The sequence below is a fragment of the Gulosibacter molinativorax genome (assembly GCF_003010915.2).
Taxonomy (GTDB): Bacteria; Actinomycetota; Actinomycetes; order Actinomycetales; family Microbacteriaceae; genus Gulosibacter; species Gulosibacter molinativorax.
This window is the reverse complement of the sequence record NZ_CP028426.1, coordinates 1,695,498-1,721,446: the sequence shown is the minus strand read 5'-3', so window position 1 is coordinate 1,721,446 and position 25,949 is coordinate 1,695,498. Positions and strand designations below refer to the sequence as shown.

General features: G+C 64.7%; 21 protein-coding genes. 11 read left to right on the top strand and 10 right to left on the bottom strand.

Annotated features, from left to right (window positions below; translation table 11 throughout):
- The first annotated feature begins 100 nt into the window (after window positions 1–100).
- The gene (gene thrC / locus GMOLON4_RS08140) at window positions 101–1,564 is read left to right on the top strand and encodes a threonine synthase (RefSeq protein WP_035733131.1); all 1,464 of its coding nucleotides are present in this window, start codon (window positions 101–103) and stop codon (window positions 1,562–1,564) included.
- 132 nt (window positions 1,565–1,696) lie between these two features.
- On the opposite strand, the gene betT is transcribed toward thrC, so the two are convergent.
- A complete protein-coding gene (betT, locus tag GMOLON4_RS08135) occupies window positions 1,697–3,901 on the bottom strand; it encodes a choline BCCT transporter BetT (protein ID WP_051267039.1) in 2,205 nt (734 codons plus the stop codon).
- Between the two features lie 257 nt (window positions 3,902–4,158).
- Here betT and GMOLON4_RS08130 point away from each other — a divergent pair, with 257 nt between their 5' ends.
- The 3 genes from GMOLON4_RS08130 (at window position 4,159) to GMOLON4_RS08120 (ending at window position 10,631) form a co-directional block, all read left to right on the top strand.
- On the top strand, window positions 4,159–5,712 hold the full coding sequence (locus GMOLON4_RS08130) for a DNA methyltransferase (RefSeq protein ID WP_026937322.1): 1,554 nt from the start codon (window positions 4,159–4,161) through the stop codon (window positions 5,710–5,712).
- 47 nt (window positions 5,713–5,759) lie between these two features.
- On the top strand, window positions 5,760–8,642 hold the full coding sequence (locus GMOLON4_RS08125; RefSeq protein WP_026937323.1) for an FAD-binding and (Fe-S)-binding domain-containing protein: 2,883 nt from the start codon (window positions 5,760–5,762) through the stop codon (window positions 8,640–8,642).
- A gap of 111 nt (window positions 8,643–8,753) precedes the next feature.
- Window positions 8,754–10,631: a heavy metal translocating P-type ATPase gene (locus GMOLON4_RS08120; RefSeq protein ID WP_245575485.1), complete on the top strand. Its 1,878-nt coding sequence runs from the start codon at window positions 8,754–8,756 to the stop codon at window positions 10,629–10,631.
- Between the two features lie 75 nt (window positions 10,632–10,706).
- Here GMOLON4_RS08120 and trxA read toward each other — a convergent pair whose 3' ends face one another.
- The 6 genes from trxA to GMOLON4_RS08090 form a co-directional block, all read right to left on the bottom strand.
- Window positions 10,707–11,096 carry a thioredoxin gene (gene trxA, locus GMOLON4_RS08115; RefSeq protein ID WP_026937325.1) on the bottom strand — a complete coding sequence of 130 codons (390 nt, stop codon included), beginning with the start codon at window positions 11,094–11,096 and terminating at the stop codon, window positions 10,707–10,709.
- A 119-nt stretch (window positions 11,097–11,215) separates the two neighbouring features.
- Entirely contained in the window at window positions 11,216–12,136 is a 921-nt protein-coding gene (locus GMOLON4_RS08110) for a PRC-barrel domain-containing protein (RefSeq protein ID WP_051267040.1), read from the bottom strand.
- A gap of 85 nt (window positions 12,137–12,221) precedes the next feature.
- On the bottom strand, window positions 12,222–13,349 hold the full coding sequence (locus tag GMOLON4_RS08105) for a DUF4349 domain-containing protein (RefSeq protein WP_026937326.1): 1,128 nt from the start codon (window positions 13,347–13,349) through the stop codon (window positions 12,222–12,224).
- A 79-nt stretch (window positions 13,350–13,428) separates the two neighbouring features.
- On the bottom strand, window positions 13,429–14,256 hold the full coding sequence (locus GMOLON4_RS08100) for an aldo/keto reductase (RefSeq protein ID WP_026937327.1): 828 nt from the start codon (window positions 14,254–14,256) through the stop codon (window positions 13,429–13,431).
- Window positions 14,257–14,267: 11 nt separating this feature from the next.
- Window positions 14,268–15,557 carry an MFS transporter gene (locus GMOLON4_RS08095; RefSeq protein WP_051267042.1) on the bottom strand — a complete coding sequence of 430 codons (1,290 nt, stop codon included), beginning with the start codon at window positions 15,555–15,557 and terminating at the stop codon, window positions 14,268–14,270.
- An 84-nt stretch (window positions 15,558–15,641) separates the two neighbouring features.
- On the bottom strand, window positions 15,642–17,186 hold the full coding sequence (locus GMOLON4_RS08090; protein WP_035733133.1) for a Mur ligase family protein: 1,545 nt from the start codon (window positions 17,184–17,186) through the stop codon (window positions 15,642–15,644).
- Window positions 17,187–17,501: 315 nt separating this feature from the next.
- Here GMOLON4_RS08090 and nrdH point away from each other — a divergent pair, with 315 nt between their 5' ends.
- From nrdH to GMOLON4_RS08060, 6 genes are all read left to right on the top strand, one after another.
- Window positions 17,502–17,738: a glutaredoxin-like protein NrdH gene (gene nrdH, locus GMOLON4_RS08085; protein ID WP_026937329.1), complete on the top strand. Its 237-nt coding sequence runs from the start codon at window positions 17,502–17,504 to the stop codon at window positions 17,736–17,738.
- A 22-nt stretch (window positions 17,739–17,760) separates the two neighbouring features.
- Window positions 17,761–18,180, top strand: coding sequence for a class Ib ribonucleoside-diphosphate reductase assembly flavoprotein NrdI (nrdI, locus tag GMOLON4_RS08080; protein ID WP_026937330.1), 420 nt, complete (start codon window positions 17,761–17,763; stop codon window positions 18,178–18,180).
- Window positions 18,181–18,269: 89 nt separating this feature from the next.
- Window positions 18,270–20,345: a class 1b ribonucleoside-diphosphate reductase subunit alpha gene (gene nrdE, locus GMOLON4_RS08075; protein WP_245575493.1), complete on the top strand. Its 2,076-nt coding sequence runs from the start codon at window positions 18,270–18,272 to the stop codon at window positions 20,343–20,345.
- Between the two features lie 95 nt (window positions 20,346–20,440).
- The gene (gene nrdF, locus GMOLON4_RS08070; protein ID WP_026937332.1) at window positions 20,441–21,427 is read left to right on the top strand and encodes a class 1b ribonucleoside-diphosphate reductase subunit beta; all 987 of its coding nucleotides are present in this window, start codon (window positions 20,441–20,443) and stop codon (window positions 21,425–21,427) included.
- Window positions 21,428–21,790: 363 nt separating this feature from the next.
- Window positions 21,791–23,062, top strand: coding sequence for a tyrosine-type recombinase/integrase (locus GMOLON4_RS08065; RefSeq protein ID WP_026937333.1), 1,272 nt, complete (start codon window positions 21,791–21,793; stop codon window positions 23,060–23,062).
- Window positions 23,063–23,120: 58 nt separating this feature from the next.
- Window positions 23,121–23,327 carry a helix-turn-helix domain-containing protein gene (locus tag GMOLON4_RS08060; RefSeq protein WP_026937334.1) on the top strand — a complete coding sequence of 69 codons (207 nt, stop codon included), beginning with the start codon at window positions 23,121–23,123 and terminating at the stop codon, window positions 23,325–23,327.
- Between the two features lie 3 nt (window positions 23,328–23,330).
- Here the strand turns inward: GMOLON4_RS08060 and GMOLON4_RS08055 are convergent, their stop codons facing one another.
- Window positions 23,331–24,311, bottom strand: a complete 981-nt coding sequence (locus GMOLON4_RS08055) for a DNA-processing protein DprA (protein ID WP_026937335.1) — start codon at window positions 24,309–24,311, stop codon at window positions 23,331–23,333.
- Between the two features lie 194 nt (window positions 24,312–24,505).
- Between GMOLON4_RS08055 and GMOLON4_RS08050 the strand changes: the two genes are divergently transcribed.
- Window positions 24,506–24,862 (top strand): hypothetical protein, encoded by a 357-nt coding sequence (locus GMOLON4_RS08050; RefSeq protein WP_035733135.1) that lies wholly within the window; start codon window positions 24,506–24,508, stop codon window positions 24,860–24,862.
- Window positions 24,863–24,870: 8 nt separating this feature from the next.
- Here the strand turns inward: GMOLON4_RS08050 and GMOLON4_RS08045 are convergent, their stop codons facing one another.
- Complete coding sequence (locus GMOLON4_RS08045) at window positions 24,871–25,443, bottom strand: hypothetical protein (protein WP_026937336.1); 573 nt, start codon at window positions 25,441–25,443, stop codon at window positions 24,871–24,873.
- Between the two features lie 18 nt (window positions 25,444–25,461).
- Window positions 25,462–25,920, bottom strand: a complete 459-nt coding sequence (locus GMOLON4_RS08040; RefSeq protein ID WP_026937337.1) for a single-stranded DNA-binding protein — start codon at window positions 25,918–25,920, stop codon at window positions 25,462–25,464.
- Window positions 25,921–25,949 lie beyond the last annotated feature (29 nt).

The window sequence follows — 25,949 nt, the reverse complement described above, 5'->3', positions numbered from 1 at the left end:
AGCGACGCGGCCGCGGCCGACGCGCCACGCGCGGAAACCCGGCCGCCGACTCCCGTAGCATGGCTAGGGCAGTACTCTCGTCGATTGGACTAGGCAACACATGAAATACGTCTCGACCCGTGGCCAGATGGCACCGGCAAGTTTCTCGGATGTTCTTCTGGACGGACTCGCATCGGATGGCGGCCTCGTCGTGCCGGCCGAGATCCCGACGATTTCAGCGGAGCAGCGCGAGTCCTGGCGAGAGCTGAGCTACCCCGACCTCGCGATCGAGATCGTGAGCCTCTACGCGACGGACATCCCGCGCGAGGATCTCGAGAAGATCATCCGCGCCGCATACTCGGCCGAGCGCTTCGCCGCACCCGAGACGGTGCCACTCACGAAGCTCGACGCCCGCATCACGCTCGTCGGCCTCTCCGAAGGTCCGACGATGGCGTTCAAGGATCTTGCGATGCAGTTCCTCGGCGAGGTCATGCCGTACGTGCTGCAGAAGCGCGACCGCACCCTCAATATTCTCGGTGCGACTTCGGGCGACACCGGGTCCGCTGCCGAGCACGCGTTCCGCGGCAAGCCGAACATCAGCGTGTTCATGCTCTCGCCGCAGGGTCGCATGAGCGCCGTGCAACGCGCGCAGATGTACAGCCTCGACGACGAGAACATCCACAACATCGCGATCGACGGCAACTTCGATGACTGCCAGAACCTCGTCAAGGTCATCAACAACGACGCGGAGTTCAAGGCCAAGCACGCGATCGGCGCGGTCAACTCAATCAACTTCGGCCGCATTTGCGCGCAGATCGTCTACTACTTCTGGGCGTGGCTGCGGGCAACGGATGCGTTGACCCCCGAGCAGCGCGAGGCCACCGTCACGACGGCGGAGCGCGAGACGAGCCTCATCTCGATCGCGGTGCCCTCGGGTAACTTCGGCAACATCTTCGCCGGCCACCTCGCACGCCAGATGGGCCTGCCCATCCACCGACTCATCCTTGCGACCAACGAGAACAACGTGCTCGACGAGTTCTTCCGCACCGGCATCTACACGCCGCGCACCCGCGAGAACACGCTCGTCACGAGCAGCCCGTCGATGGACATCTCGAAGGCGTCGAACCTCGAACGCTTCGTGCGCGAGCTCTTCGGCGAAGACGTGGATGCGTTCGTCGAGTCGTGGACCCAGCTTGACTCGGAGGGCACGTTGAACCTCACCGCGTTCCTGCCGCGCTTCATCGAGGAGTTCGGCATCATCACCGACTCGAGCACGCACGAGGACCGCATCGAGACCATCCGCAGCGAGTTCGAGGCGACCGGCGTGATCGTCGACCCACACACGGCTGATGGCCTCACCGTCGCGCGCCGACTCAACGAGGTTGAGGGTCGCATCCTTGTGCTTGAGACCGCGAAGCCCGAGAAGTTTGGCGAGACGATCGAGGAGGCGCTCGGCGACGAGACGCCCGCGCCGTCGCCGGAGCTGCAGGCGCTGCTCGCGCTGCCGCAGCACACCGTCGAGATGACGAACTCGGCCGATGAGCTGCGCGATTACATCGTGGAGCACGCACCAGCCGCGAAATAGCGCCGCGCGCATCCGCCGCACATCCAACCCCTGGCGGTAGGGCTCACCCTTGCCCGTACTCCGACCCGGTCAGGCGATACTTGCAATGCTCGCCTAAACGGCCGCGGCGCATCGCGTCGGCCGCGGCGCACCCTAGTCCGCGGCCTGCCCCGGCTCGCGCTCGATCGTCGGGGCATCCGCATCCGCAGTCGAAGCGGCCACCGCAGCGTGCTGCCCCGTCGTGACCGGCGGGGTAAGCACAGACGCCGCATCCACGTCGTTCGAGTGTTGCAGGAAGCTGAGGTGTGACTCGAACCGGTCGATGACGTCGTTGATCACCTGCTGCTTCGACAGACCCATGAGGTCGTATCCTTCCGAACCGGTCCGCGTGAACACTTCCAGGCGGTAGTACACGTCCGTCTCGCGCGACATGCGGCCGCCGAACATCGGCACCGGCGCCTCAACCGCCTCCACCTCGTAGTGGAAATTCTGCTGCGCAGCCATGTCGATGACGAGCGTGTAGCCGGTCACTCCAGTCTCCCCACCAGGCGTTGCCGTCAGCTCGCTCGCATAGCCCTGCTTCGCGAACTCGCGGCTCACCTCTTCGAGTGCAGGATGCGCGACTCGCGTGACAAACTGCGCCACGGCATTTTTCGACGGGTACGACCGCATGTTCGCGAGCCGCTGGCGCCACGTCTTTTCGGGCACGCTGCCGCCGCTCGCGGACACCGTGCGGCGCCGCAGCGCGCGGCCTTCGCGTTCCGCGCGCTCCATGCGCAGCACCTTCGAGAACGAGGCCATGACGAGGTACGCCACGATCGTGACGGGTAGGCCGAAGATCAGGGTCGCGTACTCCATGGTCGTGACGCCACCCGCGACGAGCATCGCGATCGTGAGCACAGCCGTGAGAATCGCCCAGAAGATGCGCAGCCACTTGGGACCGTCCTGGCTCGGATCGGCGATCGAGGACGAGAAGTTGGACATCACCATCGCGCCCGAGTTCGCGCTTGTGAGGTAGAAGAGCAATCCGGAGAGGGTGCCGAGGCCGATGAGGAATGCGGCACCGGGGAACATCTCAAGCAGCGCGTACCAGCCGTGCTCGGGGCTTTCCATCGCGAGCTGGGCGAACTCCATGTTTCCGTTCTCGCGCACCTCGAAGAGTGCGCTGTTGCCGAAGATCGAGACGATGAGGAAGTCACAGAGCACGGGCGCCGTGATCGCCGCGATGACGAATTCGCGCAGCGTCCGGCCGCGCGAGATGCGGGCGAGGAACAAGCCGACGAAGGGACCCCACGCGAGCCAGAATGCCCAGAAGAATAGGGTCTGCCCGGACATCCACGCGGAGCCACCATCCTGATAGACCATGGTCTCGAGGGTGCGGCCGGGGAAGGTCGCGATGAACTTGCCGATGTTCGCGACGAGCGCGTTGAGCAGGTAGCCGGTCTGGCCGGTCACGAGGATGTACACGATCATCGCGCCCGCGCTCCAGAGATTGAGTTCGGAGATCCAGCGGATTCCTTTGTCGACTCCCGACGTACACGCCGCGATGGTGAGGACGACGGCCACGATGATCAGCGCGATCTGCAGCGCGAGGCCCTCCTCGAGGCCGAAGAGCCACGCGAAGCCGATGTTGAGCAGCACGACGCCGATCCCCATCGAGGTCGCGACGCCGAACACGGTGCCGATCAGCGCGAAGATGTCGATCGTGTCGCCGACCGCGCCCTTCACACGCTTGCCGAACAGGGGATAGATCGCCGCGCGGATCGACAGCGGCATGCCCCAGCGATACGCGAAGTAGCCCATGGCCATGCCGAGCAGCGAGTACACCGACCAACCGCCGACGCCGTAGTGGAACATCGTCCAGACAACGGCTTCCTCGGCGGCCGCCGCGGATTCGGGCGTCGCGTTCGGCGGCGTCATGTAGTGCTGGATCGGCCCGGTGACCGAATAGAACAGCATGTCGATGCCGACGCCCGCGGCGAACAGCATCGCGACCCACGTGAACAACTTGTACTGCGGCCGCGAGTGGTCGGGACCGAGGCGAACCTTGCCCTCCTTGGAGACGGCGACCCAGATCACAAAGCCGATGACGACGGTGATCGTGAGCACGTACCACCAGCCGAGGTTCTCGCCGATCCACCCGACAACCTGCTGCAGCGTCGACTCGGCGTTCGCTGGCGCGAAGATCGCCCACATCGAGAACGCGATGATCACGACGGCCGAGATGATGAACACCCGCCAGTTGACGCGAGGTCGGGTCTCGCTTGGAGGGGCCAATACTGCCGTTCCCTGGCGCATCTCATCGCTCGAAAGCGGGGCTCGGTCTCCGAGGTTTCTGCGGCCAGGGCTTAGCGTCATTCAGTTCACTCCATTCACGAATACAGGTCTCGACGTCGTTCACCTTCGTGAGAGCCGAGGGAACGCGAATCGAGCGGGTCATGGAAATGACCAGAGGGAGCGAGATCTTCCGTTCGGGTTCACGCTTTGCGCGGAACTCACGGGCAACGGACGGGATGCCTCGGCGGTGTCGAAAGTGAACGACAGTGACTTAGGTTAGCACGCTGGTATTTTCCTGAAGATTTCGGGAAGGAAATACGAGGAAATACACTGGGCGGATGCACTCCTCGCCTTCGCTGCTCACCGAGCTTCCCGCGCTCATCGCGCAGGGGCGCCAGGCGGCTCAGGATGCGGTGGTCAAGGCCCGGAGTTCGGCCGGCACGGCTAGTAGTGTGGCCAACGAAGTCGCTCCCAACGCGCTCGTTCACGGCGATAACCTCGACGCACTTGCGCGACTCTACGCATCCGGCGAGCGAGCGAAGCTCGTTTACCTCGACCCGCCGTTCGACTCCAAGGCCGACTATCGCAGCCGCATCCACACGCGCGACGATAGCGGTGCCGACCTCGCGCTCGAGATGCACACCTACACCGATCGCTGGGCGGGCGGCACCGCCGACTACCTGCGGATGCTCGTGCCCCGGCTCGTGCTCGCGCGGGAGCTGCTCACCGAGGACGGCGCGATCTGCGTGCATCTCGACTGGCACTCGTCCCACTACGTGCGTGTCGCCCTCGACGAGGTGTTCGGCCGCGAGCACTTCGTGAACTCGCTCGTGTGGAGCTACCGGACCGGGGGAGCGTCGCGCACGAGCGCCGTGCCGCGTAAGCACGACGATCTGCTCGTGTATCGCCGCAGCGATCGCTTCCGCGTCGCGCCGCTCTACGAGCGCCAGTACCTCGCGAAGTCCTTTATGGGCAGCAAGGTGGATGCGCGGGGTCGCTTTTACGTCGACACGATCCTTCGCGACGTGCTCGAGGGCGTGATCACGCTGGTCGACGATCGAGGCGGCGAGAAGGTCAGCGACGTTCGCGAGGTCAACCACGATCACGAGGTCAGCGACGATCACCCGGGCAACGCGGCGAGCGACGACGCGGGCGTGCACGAGGTGAGCGTCCGTCCCGTCCTGAACCTCTCGGCGGAGCGCACCGGCTACGCGACGCAGAAACCGGAGGGGCTGCTCGAGCTGCTCCTCAGATGGATGACCGCCCCGGGTGATCTCGTCGTCGACCCGTTCGGTGGCTCGGGCACGACCGCGGTGGTCGCGCAGCGGCTCGGTCGCCGCTGGGTGAGCGCGGATGCGAGCGCCCGCTCGATCCTCGTGTCGCGGGCGCGACTCGACGGGCTCGGGGCGACCTATCGGCTCGCGGACGCGACGGTGCCGGCGGTGCTCGCGGATCGCGGTCAGGTCGAACAACCCGCATCGGACAACGCGTCGAACCAGCCCAAAGCATCAGCCGGCCTCACGCAGCGGCAAGCGTCTGCGCATCAACTCACCTCCGACTTCAACTGGGCGGATGGCATGTTCACCCTCCAATCCATCCCGAACGCGTCGTGGCTCGTCGAGGAACTCGGCCCGGCGCGCGGTCAGCCGCAAGACACCGCGGCGCGCGCGGCCGCAGGCTCTGGCCTCGGCGCGCTGGCGGGCTGGCACGTGTGGGCGGGGGAGCCGACGCAACAGACAGCATCCCGAATCGCCGGAGCATGGCGCAACGCGCGGGGGAACCTGGCAACAACCGCACGCGCGGAACTGCCAGAACACGCAGCAGCCTGGTTAGAGCTCGTATCGCTTACGGGCGCGCGAGCGATGCTTCGCCTCGACAACGGCCCGCGGTAGTTACCATTGAAACTTAGCGACAAGCCCCCGAGGAAGGACATCGTGCCGTGACGATTAGCGAAGCCGTAAGGCCCGATGCCCCGATCACGCCTGAAACGCGCGAGGTCGCATCCATGATTCGCGAGCGCATCGACGGCGAGGTCGCAACCTCCTCGCTGCGCCGCGCCGAATACTCCTCCGACGCGGGTAATTACCGCATCACCCCCGAGGTGGTCGCGTTCCCGAAGTCCACGGAGGATCTCATCGCGATCGCCGACGTCGCGCGCGTCACCGGCAAGCCCGTTCACATGCGCGGGGCGGGCACATCCATCGCGGGCAACGCGATCGGCCGCGGCATCGTCGTCGACACGTCGCGGTACCTCAACCGCATCCACTCGATCGACCCCGAGGCGAAGACCGCGAAGGTCGACCCGGGCGTCATCGTCGCCCAGCTGCAGAAGGCCGCGAAACCGCACGGGCTGCGCTTCGGCCCCGACCCCTCGACCTGGACTCGCTGCACGATCGGGGGCATGATCGGCAACAACGCGTGCGGCTCGCACTCGCTGCGCTTCGGGCGCACCGCTGACAACGTCGTCGACCTCGACGTCATCGACGGCCTCGGCCGCCGCTACACCGCATCCGATGACCTCTCGGTCGTGCCGGGCCTCGACGAGTTCGTGCGCGAGAACCTCGCGACGATCCGGCTCGAGTTCGGCCGCTTCGGCCGCCAGGTCTCCGGCTACGGGCTCGAGGCGCTGCTGCCCGAGAACGGTCACTCGCTCGCGAAGGTCATGGTCGGCTCCGAGGGCACGCTCGGCATCGTGCTCGGCGCGACGGTCAACCTTGTCGACATTCCCTCGTCGCCCGTGACGATCGCGCTCGGCTACCCGTCGATGGTCGCCGCGGCCGACGACGTCCCGGCGCTCCTCGACCAGCGCCCCGGCGCGATCGAGGGCCTGGATGCGCGCCTCGCCGACGCCGTTCGCCGTCACCACGGTGCCGAGGCCGTCGCGGCCCTGCCCGAGGGCGCGGGCTGGCTGCTCATCGAGATGCCGGGCGAGGACGAGATCGACGCGCTCGACCGCGCGCACAAGCTCGTCGCCGCATCCAGCGCAATTTCTTCCACCATCATCCCCGACGCTGCCGAGGCGCGCCGCCTGTGGAGGGTGCGCGAGGACGGCGTCGGCCTCGCGAGCCGCACGCTTTCGGGCGAGCAGGCCTGGCCCGGCTTTGAGGATGCCGCGGTGCCGCCCGAGAAGCTCGGCTCGTACCTGCGCGAGTTCGACAAGCTCACCGAGAAGCACGGCATCGAGGGCATGCCCTATGGCCACTTCGGCGACGGCTGCATCCACGTGCGCCTGTCGATCCCGCTCGAGCGCGACGGCTCGGCGCTGCGCGCGTTCATGCTGGATGCGGGCCGTCTCGTGGCGGAGTTCGGCGGCTCGATGTCGGGCGAGCACGGCGACGGCCGCGCCCGCGGCGAGCTGCTGCCGCTCATGTACTCCGAGAAGGCGATCGGCGCGTTTGGCGACCTCAAGGCGCTGTTCGATCCGAAGAACATCCTGAACCCCGACGTGCTCGTGAATCCGGCCCCGCTCGACGCGGACCTTCGTCGGCCGCAGGCGCTGCCGACCCCGCGCATCCGTGGTGGCTTTGCGTTCGCCGAGGACTCGGGGGACTTCACGAAGGCCGTGCACCGCTGCGTCGGCATGGGTAAGTGCCGTGCCGACAATCGCGACGCGGGCGGCTTCATGTGCCCGAGCTACATGGCGACGAAGGACGAGACGCACTCGACCCGCGGCCGCGCACGCGTGTTGCAGGAGATGACGAACGGCAAGCTCGTGAAGGACGGCTGGCAATCGCAGGAGGTCGCCGACTCGCTCGACCTGTGCCTGTCGTGCAAGGCGTGCTCGAGCGACTGCCCCGCGGGTGTCGACGTCGCGGCCTACAAGTCCGAGACGCTCTACCGCAAGTACAAGGGCCGACTGCGCCCGATAAACCACTACGTGCTCGGCCAGCTGCCGCGCTGGGAGCCGCTCATGTCGGCGTTCGCGCCGATCGTGAACGGGATGTTCAAGGTCGACTGGCTGCGCAAGTTCATCCTGCCGATCGCCGGCGTCGACAAGCGTCGCACGATCCCAAAGATCTCGGGGCGCACGTTCAAGCAGGATCGCGCCAAGGCAATGAAGGAAGGTAAGGCTATCCGGCCCGAGTCGCCGCGCACCGACCGTGATCGCATCATGGTGTGGGCCGACTCGTTCTCGAACGGCTTCAACCCCGAGATCGACCACGACGTCGTGCAGGTGCTGCAGAAGGTCGGCCTCGAGGTCGTCACCCCGAACAATCAGGTGTGCTGCGGCCTCACGTGGATCTCGACCGGCCAACTCGACGGCGCCCGCGCGCGGCTTTCGAAGCTGATGGATGAGTTTGGGCCGGTTGTGGATGCGGGCATCCCGATCGTGGGGGTCGAGCCGAGCTGTACCGCGGTGCTTAAGAGCGACCTGCTCGAGCTCTTCCCGGATGACCCGCGCGCGCGGAAGATCGCGGACTCGACCTACACGCTCGCCGAGGTGCTGAACGGCATGGCGCCTGTAAAGCCGGATCCGGACGTTTCGCTGCCGAGCCTCGACGGCGTCGAGCTCATCGTGCAGCCGCACTGCCACCAGCACGCGGTGATGGGTTTCGCGCCCGACCGGAAGCTGCTGAACTCGCTCGGCGCGAGGATCAACCAGCTCTCGGGCTGCTGTGGTCTCGCGGGGAACTTCGGCCTCGAGGCGGGGCACTACGAGACCTCGGTCGCCGTGGCCGAGAACTCGCTGCTGCCCGCGCTGCGCGAGGCGAGCGATGATGCGATCTTCCTCGCGGATGGCTACTCGTGCCGCACGCAGGCCGATCAGCTCGGAGACACCCAGGGCAAGCACCTCGCGACACTGCTCAACGAGCGCTTCTGACCGAGCGCGCGCAGAAGTTAGGTGAGGCTGCGCATCCTAGAAAAGCGCTGATCAAAGTGCGAAAATAGGGGCATGAGAAGAATTGTCGAAGTCTTAAAGAAATACCCCCTGGTGGTAGTCACATTAGTGATGCTCCTGGTGGTTCTTGCGCTCGACATTGTGACTTGGTCGGGTGGGCCCGAGGGGTACCACGTCACCGCCCAGTGGCTCGGTTCGCTCTACGTCATCGGCATCATCGTGTACACCACGATCGACATGATCCGGGACATGATGCGGGGCCACTTCGGTCTTGACATCCTTGCTGTAGTTGCGATGGCGGCAGCCGTTGCGACGGGGGAGTACCTCGCCGCGCTAATCGTGGTGCTCATGCTCACCGGTGGTGAGGCCCTCGAGGACTACGCCGCGATGCGAGCGCAGAGCGACCTGAATGCGCTGCTCAAGCGGGCCCCGCAGACCGCGCACCGACTCGATCCGGACAACCCGGATGCGCCGCCGGTCGACGTACCGGCAAGCGAGGTGCGGCCAGGAGACCTGCTGCTGCTTCGCCCCGCTGAGATCGTGCCAGTCGACGGCACGCTCGAGAGCGGCGAGGCGGAGTTCGATGAGTCCACGATGACCGGCGAGAGCCTGCCCGTGCTGCGCGAAACCGGCGACGAAATCTACTCGGGCACGGTCAACGCGACCCGCGCGGTAAGGATGCGGGCCACGGCAAGCGCCGCGAACTCGCAGTACCAGCAGATCATGGCGCTCGTGAGCGACGCGCAGGAGCAGAAGGCGCCGACCGTGCGCCTCGCCGACCGCTACGCGGTGCCGTTCACGATCGTTTCGCTCATCATCGCCGGGCTCGCCTGGTGGTTCTCGGGCGACCCGGTGCGGTTCGCCGCGGTGCTCGTGCTCGCGACCCCGTGTCCGCTGCTGATCGCGGCGCCCGTGGCGTTTATCGGCGGCATGAGCGCCGCCGCCCGAGACGGCATCATCGTGAAGGGTGGCGCGACGCTCGAGGCGCTCGCGAAGACGCGCTCCGTCACCTTCGATAAGACCGGCACCCTCTCGCACGGCCACCCCGAGCTCGTCGCGATCCGGTCCACCGTGACCGCCGGACAGCGGGAGGGTAGCGCGCTCGACTCCGCTGAATCGCGCCAGCTGCTGCAGTACGCGGCCTCCGCCGAGAACTACTCCTCGCACGTCCTCGCGGAGGGTGTCATCACCGCCGCCCGCGAGCAGGGCCTCGAGCAGCTGCCGACGACGGATGCATCCGAGTACGCCACGCAGGGCGTCGAGGCGACCGTCGACGGCCACGTGGTTCGTGTCGGGAAGCTCGCGTTCATCCAGGAAATCGACCCGAGCGTCCAACCGGTCGACCTCGAAGCAGGGCAGACCTCCGTCGCGGTCTCGATCGACGGCCGCGGCGCCGGGATGCTCATCCTCGCGGATGCGCTGCGCGAGAACGCGCGCCCGACGGTCGATCGGCTCCGGGAGCTTGGCGTTGAGGATGTGCTGATGCTGACGGGCGACAACGAGCAGACGGCTCACGCGCTCGCCGAGCAGGCGAACATCACCGAGGTGCACGCGAACCTGCGCCCGCAGGACAAGGTCGATATCGTGCGCGAGCTCGAGAAGCGCCCGGTGACGATGGTCGGCGACGGCGTGAACGACGCACCCGTGCTCGCGATCGCCGAGGTCGGCATCGCGATGGGCGCGAAGGGCGCGACCGCCGCAAGCGAGTCGGCGGATGCGGTGATTCGCCGCGACGACATCGGCCTCGTCGCCCGCGCGGTCGAGATTGGTGGCCACACCTACCGCGTCGCGCTCTCGGCGATCTGGCTCGGTATGATCCTGTCGGTCGGCCTGATGCTTGTGGCCGCCTTCGGCTACATCATCCCCGTGATCGGCGCGCTCCTGCAGGAGCTCGTGGACCTCGCCGCCATCCTGTACGCGCTGCGCGCACGTACGGGCGGGAAGTCGAAGGTCGTGCTCGAAAAGGGCTAGCCCCGACTCGGAAAAGCAGAACGCACCCGCTGAGAATCTCAGCGGGTGCGTTCTGGTTAGTGCTTCGTCTTGCCGTTAGACCTGTGCGCCATCCTGGTTCGCCTGCTGTTCCTGCTCGGCGATCTTCTTGCGGACGTCGTCCATGTCGACTTCCTTGACTGCCTTGATGACGTCCTCGAGTGCGCGTGCGGGCAGTGCGCCCGCCTGCTGGAAGAGGAGGACGCCGTCACGGAACGCCATGAGGGTCGGGATCGACTGGATGCCCAGGCTTGCCGAGAGCTGCTGGTTCGCCTCGGTGTCTACCTTCGTGAAGTTCACGTCGGTGTGCTCGTTGCTCGCCTCTTCGTAGACAGGCCCGAACTGCTTGCAAGGGCCACACCAGTCAGCCCAGAAGTCGACAAAGTGGATGCCCTCGCCGGTAACGGTTTCGACGAAGTTGTCTTGGTTGAGGTTAACGGTTGCCACTGCTGACTCCTCTTGATTAGTTGGACGATTCCTCGAGTCGCGCTCGATACGGGGTACAACAGCATCGGGCGCGGCAGTATTCCGATCACACTGATAGCCAGCTGATCGGATGCGCAAGGCTACTGACGCTGGTCGGGGTCGGTCGTTTCTTCGGTCGCGGTGTCGGTGTCTTCGGGACGGGCAAACACTTCGTTCGGAACATGGGTCGAGGTATTCGCGGGCTGCTCGTCGCTGATCAGCGCGTCGAACTCCGACTTAGCCTCGCTGGGCTCCTCGTCACCACGGTGCCACGGTGCGACGGTTTCGGTGGTGGCAGTCTCGTCGTCGCCGGAGATCTCCCACGGCGCCGCGGATGCGGACTGCTCGGTGTTTTCTTGAGTGCTTGCCGCGGTGTCGGTTCCGGTCTCGGTGTCAGTCTCTGCGCTGAAATCGGTACCGACCGCTGCCATACCGCCGTCGGCGGTGTCTGCCGAAGTCGTGTCGGTGCCATCGCCTTCGACGAGGTTCGTGATCTCGTCCTCCGATGCGGCCTCGGTCATCTTGCCCTCAACCTGGTAGTGGTTGTAGAGCGCGTCCTCTTCCGAAGGAGAGAGGTTCTGATCGACCTCAGTGCGGGGCGCGGCGAGCACGGTTGCCTTTGCGAACGGCACGGTGATGCGCTTGTCGGCGCGTTCCGAACCGTCGAGCGGAATGAAGTACTCCTTCATCCCGAACAGGCCCGTCTTGACGGTGACCCAGTTCGGATTCTGCGTCTGGTCGTCGAGGTAGACCTGGCCGACGCGGCCGATCTTCTGGCCGGCGTTGTCGAAGACGGTCGACTGAAAGATCCAGAGCAGCTCCTCCTCGGTTTCGCGCGCGATGCGTTCCTCCTCGGTCTCTACTACCTGTTCCTCGCCGACCACCTCGGGCGTCGAGTCGGCCTGCGGAATCGAGTCTGCGTCGGGGACAGACTCGGCCTCGGGTGCATCCGCCGATGACGCGGCGGACTCGAGCGAGTCGTCGCCGTTCAGGTCTTCATTGCGTTCGGTTGCGTCTGCCATTGCTGCATTTCCTCTGGGGTTGATGCGGTTTCGCTGTCGCGAGCATATACGCCGCCTTTGGGCACAGGCTCAATCCGCGCCGGAGCTAGTCGACCTTGGGCAGCGGCGGCATGCCCGAGTCGCGGTTTGTGGATGCATCGGATGCGTCGGATGCATCCGGAGCGTCCGAGGGTTCGCCCGCGGTCGCAGCTTCAGCGTGCTCCGGCTCGGGCCGCTGCTGACGATCGGGCGTCGCCTGAGCCGCCGCACCAGCACCAGCCGCACCGGGACCCGGCCACTCTGGCCGCGCATCCAACTGCTCGCCGCGTACCGCAGCGCGCTTACGGGCGCGGCGCACGATCGGGCGCCCCACGAAGAGCCACAGCAGCCCCAGGATGACAAGCAGGAGCACGAGGCCCGGGATCGCGTAGCCGAAGTCGGTTACGAACTCGTTGAGCGAGGCGACGAAGTCGTTCCAGCCTTTGACGAGGCCGCCCCAGAAGCCGGACGGCTCATCGATCGGCTGCGGCGAGGCGCTGCTCGAGAGGTTCACGTACACGGTCGACATCGCGACGTCTTCCGAGAGCACCTCGAGCTGGGCCTCGAGGCTCTGCAGCTCGGCCTGGCGGTCGCCGAGTTCCTGTTCGATGTCGAGCATGTCCTCGACGTTCGTGGCCTTTTCGAGCATGGCCTCGAGGGATGCGATGGAGGACTTGAGGCTGCTGATGCGCGACTCGAGGTCCACGCGCTCGAGTGTGACGTCGAGCGCCTGCGTCTCGATCTGCATCACCTCGCCGAGCTCCTTCAGCTCGGTGAGGAACGCGTCGTTCTGGTCTGCGGGGATGCGCACCGTGAGATACGCCTCGGGCACGGCGTCATTGACGCGCTCGGTGCGGGCCTCGATGCGACCGTCGTGCTTCGTGACGAGTTGCTCGAGCTTTCCGACGCTGCCCGGCACATCCTCGACCCGAATATCGGCCGAGGTGGTCGTGATGACATCGCGCTCGGCGACCTGCGACTCGTCGCCCGGAGCCTGCGGCGCGGGCTCGGCCTGGCTCGAGTCCCCGGCTGCGCCGTCCTGCGGCGCCTGGCCCGAGTACTCCTCGGTGACGGCGCCAGATGGGGCATCCGAATCAACCTGCGCGCTGCCGCCAGCACAGCCGGCCAGGAGCGCGAGGGCGGTGAGGCCAGCGACGACGCTGCCGAGGAGACGCTTCGAAATCGTGGTGCTCATGGCTACCACTGTCGCAGCCCGGGCTAAACCGTGCATCCACGCGAGGGCGCGGGAATCTCATCCCGCCGGATGAACGGGACTAGTCGAAGAGGTCCGGATCCTTGCCCCGGCGCGCGCCGGTGTCGAGGGTGAGGATGCTCGCGCACTCCTCGGCCGTGAGCTGGATGTTCGCAGCGGCGAGGTTTTCGCGCAGGCGGCCGGGGTGGACGGTCTTCGGGATCGCGACGTTGCCGAGCTTCATGTGCCACGCGAGGACGACCTGCGCGGGTGTGCACTCGTGCGCCGCGGCGATGTCGGTGAGCACCGTGTTGTCGAGGTCGGCGCCGCGCGCGAGGGGCGACCACGCGACGGTCGCGATGTGATGCTGGGCGTGGAAGCGGCGCAGCTCGGGCTGGGCGAACGAGGGGTGGAGCTCGACCTGGTTGCATGCGGGCGTCTCGCCCGATTCTTCGATGAGGCGCGTGAGGTGGTGCTCCTTGAAGTTCGCGACGCCGATCGAGTGCGCGCGGCCCTCGTCGTGGAGCCGCTGCAGTGCCTCCCACGTCTCGACGTAGCGATCCTGCGCGGGCGCGGGCCAGTGGATCAGATAGAGGTCGACTTCCTCCAGGCCGAGCCGCTCGAGCGAGTCGTCGAACGCGCGCAGCGTCTCGTCGTAGCCGTGGCAGTCCTGCCAGACCTTGGTGGTGACGTACGCATCCTCGCGGGGGAGTCCGGATGCGCGCAGCCCCTCGCCAAGACCAACCTCGTTCCCGTAGAGGGACGCGGTATCGAAGTGACGGTAGCCAATCTCGATCGCTTGCTGCACGAGGTCCGATGTCTCATCGTTCGGGACCTTGTACAGTCCGAGGCCCAATTGTGGGATGGCGCGTCCGTCGCGGAGCTCAATCGAAGGGATTTGATCGTTCACGACGCTTCACCCTACTCTTCCGAATTTGTTTTGCAATCCGCGTCGCCGCGCGGCTCCGTGTCGGTACTCGTCTGCGCGTCGGTCGACATGCCCATACGCACGACGGGGATTGTCACGGTATCGGGTCGGGGCTCGAGGGATGCGCCCCGGAGGTCAGGTTGCCAGCGAATCGTGACGATTGCGACGACCGTGGCGAGCACGACGAAGGTTGCCCCGACGCTCATGCCCGCGGTCGCGCCGAGGCGGTCGATCGCGATACCGGCGAGGGCGCTCGCGATCGAGGAGCCGACGAGTTGTGCGGTGCCGAGCCAGCCGAACGCCTCGGCGCTCTCGCTCTGACGCACGGATGCGCTGACTGCGGCGTTCGCGACGGCGATGATCGGCGCGCACGAGGCACCCGCGATGAACACCGAGACGCCGAGCAGCCACGGGTTATCGACCCACAGCAGTGCCGAGCCCGCGCCGATCACGGCCGCGATGCTGCGCATGGAAAGGGAACGCTTGCGCATCGGCAGGTGGCTCGTGAAGACGCCGCCGAGTAGCGACCCGAGCGCCGAGAAGCCGAGCAAGAACGCGGTGTACGGGCTGTCGTGGCCGTACTGCGCGACGATCGCCGCATCAAGCGCGCCCCACGAGCCGATCACGAGCAGCGACACGATCGCCATGATGAGCAGGACGGGGTTGCGCAGCACGGTGCCCATCGCGCGCCTCGCGGGCGGGATGCGCGTCGACCCCACCTCGGGCGCGGTCACGAACCAGAGGCTGCCGATGAAGAGCACGATCGCGGCGATCAGGATGCCCGCCGTCGTGTCCCAGAACGCAGAGATCGCGACGATCGACAGCGGCCCGAGGATCCAGATAATTTCCTGGACCGTCGCGTCGAACGTGAATAGTGCCTGGAGGTCGCGGCCCTTGGCGACCTTGGGGTAGATCGTGCGCACCGCGGGCGGAATCGCGGGCACGGTCAGGCCCGCCACGAAGGCGAGCGCCGCGGTGGGTGCGAGCGGCATCCGCAGCAGCGCGATGCCGATGAGGGCGAGCGAACATACGAGCATCGTCGGGATGAGGACCCCGCGCATCCCGAACCGGCTCATGAGGCGACCGCCGAGCGGGCCGGAGATGCCCTGGCCGATGCCGTAGGCCGCGATGACGGCGCCGGCGGACGTGTAATTTCCCTGCGTCTGCTGCACGTGCACGAGCAGGCCGACTGCGAGCATCCCCGCCGGGAATCGCGCGAGCAGCTGCGAGAACAGCAGGCGAGCAACGTTGGGCTTGCGGATCACCGCGAAGACCTGACTCACACTTCACCACCCTTAAGATGAGTCCTGCCCCGACGCGGTTGTCGAGGCAGGACTAATGATTGTGTGGCTACTCTACCGCCGGAATTAGCACCGGAAACCGTGGCGTTTCAGCGCTTGGCGCACCGCATCCTTCACCGAGTAGGGGATGAGCTTTCCCGCCACCTCGACGTCCTTACGGTGGCCGTGGCCACCGACAAAGATGATGTCCTGCGAGGTCGCGAGCGAGACCGCCTTGTCGATGCCCTCGGCAGAGTCGGCGATCTCGTAGGACTCGACGTCGGGGAACTCCTCGCGCAGGGTCTGCATGAGCGTCGCGCGGATCGCATCCGGGTCTTCGAACCGCGGGTTGTAGTCGGTGACGACCACGACATCCGCAAGCGCCGCCGAGCGCGCCATGTCGGGGCGCTTGGTCGCATCCCGATCGCCGTCGGCACCGAAGATCATGAACAGTCGGCCCTCGGTGAAGCCGCGCAGGGTGCTCAGCACGACGCGGAAGGACTCGGGGGTGTGGCCGTAGTCGACGTAGACGCGCGGGCCGTTGCCGTCGGGGTTGACGAGGTCGAGGCGGCCCGGCAGGTTCGCATCGATCTCGCCGCTCTGGCCGAGCGCCTTCTCGATGCGCTCGAGGTCGTGGCCGAGTTCGGTGAGGGCGATGACCGAGAGCGCGGCGTCGAGGGCCACGAACCAGCCCGGCTGGTTCACCGTCGCGTGGAACGTGCGGCCGTCGCGGTGTACGAGGTCGAACGCGGTGTGCTCGAGGTCGAGCTCCTCGGTTTTGAGGTGCCAGTCCGCATCCGCCTCGGCGTTTCCCGACACCGTGGTCATGGGGATGGTCGCCTCGCGTGCGAGCTTCTGGCCCCACTCGTCGTCGATCAGCGTGATGCCGCGGGCGGCGTGTTCGGGAGTAAAGAGGGGGAGCTTCGCGTTGAAGTAATTGTCGAGTGTTCCGTAATCGTCAAGGTGATCCTGCGAGAGGTTCGTGAAGATCGCCACGTCGAACAGGAGCCCGTCGATACGGTGGTGGGTGATTGCTTGAGCCGAGACCTCAATGGCGGCAACTTCGACCTCCTCCTCGCCCATGCGAGCGACGAGGCCGTGGAGGTAGTCGGCCTCGGGGGTCGTGAGGCGGCCGCTCTCCCGGGTCTCGACACCCTCGTCGCCCACGCGACGCTCGACGGTGCCCGACAGGCCGCTGCGCAGCTCGAGGGCGTTGAAGAGCGCTTGCAGGAGGTAGGTCGTGGTGGTCTTGCCGTTCGTGCCGGTCACGCCGATGAGCTTCGTCGCGGCCGCATCCGTGTGATAGACGGCCCGCGATGCCTCGCCCATGATCTCACGGGGCGCAGGATGCACGAGCGTCGCGAGCCCGGCCGCACGAGTCCGCTCGGCACCGGTTTCGTCGGTCAGGGCCGCCGTGGCGCCGGCCTTTGCGGCGCGGTCGGCGTACTCGGCGCCGTGGGTCTTCGCGCCGGGGAGCGCGACGAACAGGGCGCCGTCGGTCGCGATGTCGGAGGCACTCGTTACGCTCGTGACGCGCACTTCGGGGCCCTCGTACTGGACCCCGAGCTTGTGGGCGAGGTCAGTAAGAGTGATGCCGGTTGGGTTGATCGGCTCCGCGAGGTTTTCTGTCATGGGGGTGAAATTCTTTCTCAGTTCCGTACGTCCGTGAGTTCCGTGTAGGGCTTTCGTTTTCCGGAGTGGCCCGCGAGGGCCTCATCCACAGGAGACGGGGGACAACCTGTGGAGTATTTGTGAAATGTAGTGGAAAACAGTTGTGAAACGCCGCATTTCTGTGGACTCACATGTGGAGAACTACACGGTTGTAATACTCCATCTAGTCCTGCTAGCCTCATCAGACACAACATCTAGTGGCTCTCGCCCGAATCGGGCACCACAAGAAGTTGCTTGAGTCATCATCAATTTTTCGTTCGGAAGGGTGCGAATCGCATGTCTATCGCCGTCTACAGCAAGCCCTCTTGTGTACAGTGCACCGCCACCTACCGCGCACTCGACAAGCAGGGCATCGAGTACGAGGTCTTCGACGTTTCGGCCGACGAGAAGGCGCTCGCCGCCGTCAAGGAGCTTGGCTACATGCAGGCTCCCGTCGTCGTGACCGACGACGACCACTGGTCGGGCTTCCGCCCAGACAAGATCACCGAACTCTCGCAGGCGCGCAGCGCCTAGCTGTCTAGGCGGGGTGGGGGATGTGACGCAGCTCATTTATTTCTCGAGCGTGTCCGGGAACACTCACCGCTTTATGGAGAAGCTTGGCCGTGAGGCCAAGCGGCTCCCGCTCCACACGAACGACGACACCGTGCTCGCGGACGAGCCCTTTGTCCTGGTCCTCCCCACCTACGGCGGGGGGAATGGGCAAGGGGCCGTTCCCAAACAGGTCATCAAGTTTCTGAACGTGCCTGAGAATCGCGCGTTGATTCGCGGTGTCATCGTGAGCGGGAATACCAACTTCGGTGTCGCATACGGACTCGCGGGGGACATCGTTGCGAAAAAGTGCAACGTCCCCGTTCTATACAAATTTGAACTTTTCGGCACGCCCGACGACGTGACCAAAGTAGACAAGGGATTGGACCAGTTTTGGCAACAGCAACCGACGCACAAAGCGGCGTGACTGCCGAAGGCAGCGCAGCCCAGGGCAGCGTGATTGTGGAGCACAAGAAGGGCCAGAGTTTGGGCCTCGATTACCACGCGCTCAACGCGATGCTCAACCTCTACGACGCTGAGGGCCGCATCCAGTTCGAGAAGGACCGCGAGGCTGCTCGCGAGTACTTCCTCCAGCACGTGAACCAGAACACCGTCTTCTTCCACGACCTCGAAGAGCGCCTCACGTACCTCATCGACAACGAGTACTACGAGCGCGAGGTCATCGAGCAGTACTCGTACGACTTCATCGGCCAGCTGCGCGACCGCGCCTACAAGGCGAAGTTCCGCTTCCCGACCTTCCTCGGCGCGTTCAAGTTCTACACGTCCTATGCGCTCAAGACCTTCGACGGCAAGCGCTACCTCGAGCGCTTCGAGGATCGCGTGCTCATGGTCGCGCTCGGCCTCGCGCAGGGGGATGAGCAGCTCGCCACCGCGCTCGTCGACGAGATGGTCTCCGGTCGCTTCCAGCCCGCGACGCCGACCTTCCTCAACGTCGGCAAGAAGCAGCGCGGCGAGTACGTCTCGTGCTTCCTGCTGCGCATCGAAGACAACATGGAGTCGATCGGCCGCTCGATCAACTCTGCCCTGCAGCTGTCGAAGCGCGGCGGCGGCGTGGCCTTCAGCCTTTCGAACGTGCGCGAATCCGGCGCCCCGATCAAGCACATCGAGAACCAGTCCTCGGGCATCATCCCGATCATGAAGCTCCTCGAGGACTCCTTCAGCTACGCGAACCAGCTCGGTGCCCGCCAGGGTGCTGGCGCCGTGTACCTCAACGCGCACCACCCCGACATCATGCGCTTCCTCGACACGAAGCGTGAGAACGCGGACGAGAAGATCCGCATCAAGACGCTCTCGCTCGGCGTGGTCATTCCGGACATCACCTTCGAACTCGCGAAGAACAAGCAGCCGATGTACCTCTTCTCGCCGTACGACGTCGAGCGTGTCTACGGCAAGCCGTTCGGCGACATCTCCGTCTCGGAGAAGTACCACGAGATGGTTGACGACGCGCGCATCCGCAAGACGAAGATCGACGCGCGCGAGTTCTTCCAGACCCTCGCCGAGATCCAGTTTGAGTCGGGCTACCCGTACATCATGTACGAGGACACCGTGAACCGTGCGAACCCGATCGAGGGCCGCATTAACATGTCGAACCTGTGCTCGGAGATCCTGCAGGTCAACAGCCCGTCGACCTACAACGCCGACCTCTCGTACGACGAGATCGGCGACGACATCTCGTGCAACCTCGGCTCGATGAACATCGCGCTTGCGATGGATTCGGACGACCTCGGCAAGGCGATCGAGACCGCGATCCGCGGCCTCACTGCCGTGAGCGACATGTCGAGCATCGACTCGGTGCCGTCGATCCGCCAGGGCAACAGCGCATCTCACGCGATCGGCCTCGGGCAGATGAACCTGCACGGCTACCTCGGCCGCGAGCGGGTCTTCTACGGTTCCGAAGAGGGCCTCGACTTCACGAACATCTACTTCTACACCGTCGTCTACCACGCGATTCGCGCATCCATGAGCATCGCCCGCGAGCGTGGCCAGCGCTTCGGTGGCTTCGAGAACTCGAAGTACGCATCCGGCGAATTCTTCGACAAGTACACCGAGCAGGAATGGGCACCGAAGACGGAACGCGTGCGCGAACTCTTTGCCGAGCACCACATCCCGACCCAGGACGACTGGCGGGCGCTGAAGGCCGACGTGCAGCAGTACGGCATGTACAACCGCAACCTGCAGGCTGTGCCGCCGACCGGTTCGATCTCGTACATCAATAACTCGACGTCGTCGATTCACCCGATCGCGTCGAAGGTTGAGATTCGCAAGGAAGGCAAGATCGGCCGCGTCTACTACCCGGCGCCGTTCATGAACAACGACAACCTCGAGTACTTCGAGGATGCGTACGAGATCGGCTACGAGAAGATCATCGACACGTACGCCGAGGCGACGCAGCACGTCGACCAGGGCCTGTCGCTCACGCTGTTCTTCAAGGACACCGCGACGACGCGTGACATTAACAAGGCGCAGATCTACGCGTGGCGTAAGGGCATCAAGACGCTGTACTACATTCGTCTTCGTCAGCTCGCGCTCGAGGGAACCGAGATCGAGGGTTGCGTCAGCTGCATGCTGTAGCTCCACCACTCGCGGCGTCGCAATTGCGGCGCCGCGGTTGTGCGTAATGAAGTATTGAGAAAATCCAGGCTCTGAAGGGAACCCCACCGCTCATGATGACCGAGCAGTCCGCGCGCGATCCGCACATCGACCACGTCGAGGCGATCAACTGGAACCGGATCGAGGACGAGAAGGACCTCGAGATCTGGAACCGGCTGACGAACAACTTCTGGCTGCCCGAAAAGGTGCCGCTATCGAACGACATCCCCTCGTGGAACACGCTGACCGAGGAGGAGCAGACCCTCACGATGCGCGTGTTCGCGGGGCTGACGCTGCTCGACACGATTCAGGGCACCGTGGGTGCGGTGACGATGATTCCGGATGCGAAGACCCTCCACGAGGAGGCCGTGCTCACGAACATCGCGTTCATGGAGTCGGTGCACGCGAAGAGCTACTCGTCGATCTTCTCGACGCTGGCGAGCACGACGCAGATCGACGACGTTTTCCGTTGGGCTCGGGAGCACCCGAACCTGCAGCAGAAGGCGAAGATCATCCTCGACTACTACAACGGTGATGACCCGTTGAAGCGCAAGGTGGCGTCGACCATCCTCGAGTCGTTCCTCTTTTACTCGGGTTTCTACCTGCCGATGTACTGGTCGGCGCACGCGAAGCTGACGAACACGGCGGACCTGATTCGTTTGATCATTCGTGACGAGGCGGTGCACGGGTACTACATCGGCTACAAGTACCAGCGCGAGCTTGCGAAGATTACGGATGAAGCGCGCAAGCAGGAGCTCAAGGACTGGACGTTCGGGCTGCTCTACGACCTCTACGAGAACGAGGTGGCGTTCACGCACGACCTGTACGACGGCGTCGGCTGGTCGGAAGACGTGAAGAAGTTCCTCCACTACAACGCGAACAAGGCGCTCATGAACCTCGGCTACGAGCCGATGTTCCCGTCGTCGGTGACCGACGTGAACCCGTCGATTCTGTCGGCGCTGTCGCCGGGGTCGGATGAGAACCATGACTTTTTCTCGGGGTCGGGGTCTTCGTACGTGATCGGTGTGGCCGAGAACACCGAGGATGAGGATTGGGACTTCTAGAAGTTTTCTGAGAAGCCCCGGCTGAAAAGCCTGGTCAACGGCCCGGATCCGCGAAATCTCGCGGGTTCGGGCCGTTTTTATGCCCTCTGTTCGACGACAGAGGAGAACAGAGATGACCAGGAATATCCATTCAGTGGGGCACGCAGGGGGCACGCGTGCACCTTCGACGTGGGCAAGGAGGTGCGATCCGAACCGAATCGGGGTTCGGCTGACGCCCAACGCCGTGCCCCATCGTGCCCCTCGATGTGAACGCAAAGGCTCAACTTCCGCGGAATGCTGCGGATCTCTGGGCCTGCGCAACGTGAGGGGCACGGAGGGGCACGACGGTCCACGAGCGGCTGTTCGAGTCCACGGGAGGTCATCATGAGCACGGTGAAACGCGAGGCCTGGGGTCGGTTGCGCAAGCTCCCGTCGGGTCGCTGGCAGGCCCGCTATCCCGCGCCAGATGGCGAGATGTACCCGGCACGAACCGAGGACGACAAGGCGCTGACGTTCGTCACGAAGACCGATGCGCGGAAGTGGCTCGCGTCGATGCACTCGAAGATCTCGCTCGGCTTGTGGGAGCCACCAGAGGTCATTGCGGAGCGACGCCGCGCCGAGACTGCCGCTGAGCAGTCGCGATCCATGGGCTTCGAGGAGTACTCGAAGCGCTGGTTGCAGATGATCAAGACTGAGCCGAACCGAAGCGGCAAGATACGTGCCGTCGGGACCGTCCGCTCGTATCAAGGCAAGGTCTCTGGCTATCTCGTCCCTGAGTTCGGAGACACCCCAATCCGGGACATCGACGTCAACCGCATCCGCATGATGACAGATCGACTCGACCAGATCCCGGCGCCGCTGAACCCGAAATCGAAGTTCAACGGCATCACAAGGCCGGTGCTGATCGTGCTCATGATGATCCTGCGGCAAGCGGCTCGCGACGGCATCATTCCTTCGGCGCCGAGCGTCTCGATTCCTCGTCAGGAATCGGTTCGTCATGATGCCGACCATGATGAAAGTGAGGACATCATCACGCCGAAGCAGGTGGAGGCGCTGTATGAGGCGGTTCCGGATCAGTGGGCGATCATGGTGCAGCTCGCCGCCTGGTGTCAGTTGCGACGTGGGGAATGTCTGGGCGCGCAACGGCGTGATGTCGAGTGGCATGATGACGGTAGTGCGACTCTGCACGTGCGACGTCAGTTGAACGCCAACACCGGCGACTACACCGACCTGAAGAGCGAAGCGGGCAAGCGGTCGCTGAGCATCCCGAAGCTCATGACTGCTCGATTGAAGCAGCACCTCAAAGATCACGTCGCGACCGAAGACAGGGCGCCGCTTGTCCCGGCAAGCATTCGCGGCAGCATGCCGCTCTCGAATACCCGCTGGGGTTATATCTGGGCCGATGTGCGTGACAGCGTTGACGGGTTGCCGCACCGTTTTCGCTTCCACGATCTGCGTCACACCGGGCTGACGATCTTCGCTCAGGAGGGCGCGACGCTCGCTGAGCTGATGCGCAGGGGCGGGCACGCTGACATTCACATTGTGCTGCGATATCAGCACGCCACCATGAATCGCGACCGAGAGCTGGCGGACCGGATGAGTGCACGTGTCGCAGCGACCCTCGACCGGAAGAAGAACGTAGGGAAGGAGTCGTAAGCGGACAGCCGCGGACACCTGTGAGGTAACACCAATCCATTCACAGGAAGGCACTGCCATGAACTCTCGAACTCGCAGCGAGGAGCACGAACCCGACCTGGTCTCTCTTACCGTCGCGGCCGAAAGCCTGGGCGTCTCAGTCAAGACGATCCGGCGTCGAATCTCCGACGGCACGGTTCGCGGGTACCGGGTCGGGCGCCTCATCCGGGTTGACATGGATGAACTGCGAAAGAGTCTCGTCGTGGAGATCCCAACGATGAGATAGCGGTTACAGCGCGCGGTTGTTCGGCAGAACGGCACGCGACGCCCCCAGGTGGATGACGCTCCGCCTGGGGGCGTTCGCAGTGTCAAGCATCCGCGTGACGTCCGATGCGTTGGTGACGACGCGTGCGCTCCCCTCCTGAAGCAGATGATTCGTTCCGGCGCTGGCGGCGGAGGTAACGGGCCCGGGGACAGCGCCAACGATGCGATCCAAGTGCCCAGCCTCCCGAGCTGTGTACAGCGTTCCAGACCGAAACCCCGCTTCAACGACGATGGTGGCGCCAGACAGCGCTGCAAGGATACGGGAACGATCCAGAAAACGCTGACGGGTTGGGCTGACCCCTGGCGGTAACTCAGAGAGCACCAGCCCTTGGCGTGAAACGCTCGCAATGAGGTCAGCATGACCTGCGGGATAGGGGCGGTCGACGCCCGAGGCAAGTACCGCGATCGTGTTGCCGCTCTCGATGAGCGCAGACCTGTGTACGGAGCCTTCGATACCGTAGGCAGCACCGGCGACGAGAGTCTTGCCGTTCCGGGCCAGCTCGCTGGAGATGTCCTCGGCAACGTGCACGCCGTAAGCGGTCGCCGCCCGGGCGCCAGTGATCGTGATCAGTTGAGAGGGCTGCGCGCTGAGAAGTTCTGCACGTCCCGCAGCCCAGAGCGCGTACGGGGCTCGCTCGCGGAGGTCATTGAGGGCGGCGGGCCACTCTGAGTCCTCGGGTACGAGCACCCGATAGTCGTTCTCAGTGAGCAACCGCGAGGCGACCTGATTGGGATTCGCGCGTGATTGCAATCGATCTCGCCAGATTGCCGCTTCGATTCGATCCATCCCGGGAATCGCGGTGTCGCGCTCGACCAGTGCGATGAGTTCGACCCCACCGACTCGTTCGAGGAGTGCGCCCGTTGCGGCGTCGTTCGGGGTGCCGATCAATGACAGCACCTGGCGGGCAGTTCGCTCATCTTTCGCGAGATTCGAGAGCGTGGGCATGATGGCCTCCTTCGAGGTGAGATCTCACTGAGAAGGTGTTCGAATGCTGCCCCTTTCGACTCATACGGAGTAGGCGTACCCTGGGAGACGAAGCAGGTTCCCAACTCTGCGGGCCCTTCGGGGCGGCCCTCTCGGGCGTTCGATTCACATGCTGCTTCCTCGACGGAGATCGACGTGTGACGATAGGCCCCATCATGATCCGTTTGATATTGACGGTCAGCAGCTTCATCTATGCAGTTCTGCAGCGATACGCACCCACGAACATTGTGCTGGGCCGGATCCGGCGACGCCGTGGCCTGAAATGGGGCGTTCCCGCGATGCTCTTGGCTGCGCCGTACATCGTGCTCGCGTATTGGTGCTCATCTGGGGTCGGCGATGGCGCCCCAGGTTGGCTCAACCTCGTCATCCTGCTGTGCCTGTGGAACGCGTTGAAATACGTCGTGATCGGCCCGATCTCCGTGGCACTTCTCATCCGTGCGCGACACGACGAAGCCGTGGCACGTCGCGAGCAAGCGCGCCACGAACATCACGGGGAACTCGTCGGCACATGAAGGCTGGACTACTCCTGACCAGACACCTCCCCGGGCCGATCGTCGATACTTGCGTAGAACGCATCCTCTGCGGCCCTGCGCGCCTCAACCTGTTCGAGAACGAACTGTACGAAATCTGCATCCCGATCCGTGATGGTCTGCTCCACGATGTCGACGGTGCGTTCCTCGCCCGGCCAGACGGTTTGCCGCGTCGGGCGATCTCGGTCAAGTCGCGTGCCGCTGGCCGTCACCCAGTCGCGCAGACGCTGACGGGCCTCTGCGAAGTCGCGATGCCAACCGAACGGTGCTGAGCCGTCTTGGTTGGCGTCGTAGGCGCACAGCCAATGCAGGTGGAGTGCGGAAAGCTCCCAGAACAACTCGGGGTGACGATGCCAGACCGGTGGAATCACCGCGGCGGGTAGGCCGTACTCCGTGCGGAGCCAGTTCACCCAGCGATTGAGTTCGAGGAGTTCTTCTTCGAGGTCTTGCGATGTGAGGAGGTTCCAGTTGATGGGATGTGGCGGCTCTGCGACGAGATCCGGCTCAAACCGCTCAGCCTGGATGTTCTCGTTGTCTTCGCCGGGGATGCTGTGCTCGTTCATGTGCTGCTCCGATCCGGCTCAGTACCCGAGAGACGGAGCACCATTCACGGCTCCCGAGGTTCGGGGTGCAAATGCACGGCGCTGCTCTTTGTCGGCGCTGCTCCGCGAGGCGGTCTTGCGGGGTGAGCGGTCGACTTCGTACCGGGTGCGGGCCGCGTCGTGGCCGATCCGCTTTGCGACGAACTCCTCGCTCTCGACGCTTTGACCTTCGCGCTCGTAGCTTACGGGTCGTTGATATCCCTCAGCTATGAAGTTGTCGCCCTTGGAAAATCGTTCTGAAGCGCGTTCGGCGGAACGCCCGAACATGACGAGGTGGTGAAAGCTCGACTCCAGTTGCGTGAATGTGCCGTCTTCCTCGCGGCGGAAGTGTTCTTGCCCGAAGCGAAAGTAGAGGCGCGGGTTGCCATTAGCCGAGACGGTCAGCTGCGGTTCTGAGGTGACAAAGCCCGAGACGGATTCTTGTGTGTGGATCGACATGATGATGTTCTTCCTGTCTGGTCAGGCGG

Excerpts from the sequence above, each read along its gene's own strand:
- nrdH (WP_026937329.1), top strand. The coding sequence starts at position 17,502 with ATGTCTATCGCCGTCTACAGCAAGCCCTCTTGTGTACAGTGCACCGCC.
- GMOLON4_RS08110 (WP_051267040.1), bottom strand. The coding sequence starts at position 12,136 with ATGGCAGACGCAACCGAACGCAATGAAGACCTGAACGGCGACGACTCG.
- GMOLON4_RS08065 (WP_026937333.1), top strand. The coding sequence starts at position 21,791 with ATGAGCACGGTGAAACGCGAGGCCTGGGGTCGGTTGCGCAAGCTCCCG.
- GMOLON4_RS08050 (WP_035733135.1), top strand. The coding sequence starts at position 24,506 with ATGATCCGTTTGATATTGACGGTCAGCAGCTTCATCTATGCAGTTCTG.
- GMOLON4_RS08040 (WP_026937337.1), bottom strand. The coding sequence starts at position 25,920 with ATGTCGATCCACACACAAGAATCCGTCTCGGGCTTTGTCACCTCAGAA.
- thrC (WP_035733131.1), top strand. The coding sequence starts at position 101 with ATGAAATACGTCTCGACCCGTGGCCAGATGGCACCGGCAAGTTTCTCG.
- nrdE (WP_245575493.1), top strand. The coding sequence starts at position 18,270 with ATGCTCAACCTCTACGACGCTGAGGGCCGCATCCAGTTCGAGAAGGAC.
- GMOLON4_RS08060 (WP_026937334.1), top strand. The coding sequence starts at position 23,121 with ATGAACTCTCGAACTCGCAGCGAGGAGCACGAACCCGACCTGGTCTCT.
- GMOLON4_RS08105 (WP_026937326.1), bottom strand. The coding sequence starts at position 13,349 with ATGAGCACCACGATTTCGAAGCGTCTCCTCGGCAGCGTCGTCGCTGGC.
- GMOLON4_RS08130 (WP_026937322.1), top strand. The coding sequence starts at position 4,159 with ATGCACTCCTCGCCTTCGCTGCTCACCGAGCTTCCCGCGCTCATCGCG.
- betT (WP_051267039.1), bottom strand. The coding sequence starts at position 3,901 with ATGACGCTAAGCCCTGGCCGCAGAAACCTCGGAGACCGAGCCCCGCTT.
- GMOLON4_RS08090 (WP_035733133.1), bottom strand. The coding sequence starts at position 17,186 with ATGACAGAAAACCTCGCGGAGCCGATCAACCCAACCGGCATCACTCTT.
- nrdF (WP_026937332.1), top strand. The coding sequence starts at position 20,441 with ATGACCGAGCAGTCCGCGCGCGATCCGCACATCGACCACGTCGAGGCG.
- GMOLON4_RS08045 (WP_026937336.1), bottom strand. The coding sequence starts at position 25,443 with ATGAACGAGCACAGCATCCCCGGCGAAGACAACGAGAACATCCAGGCT.
- GMOLON4_RS08055 (WP_026937335.1), bottom strand. The coding sequence starts at position 24,311 with ATGCCCACGCTCTCGAATCTCGCGAAAGATGAGCGAACTGCCCGCCAG.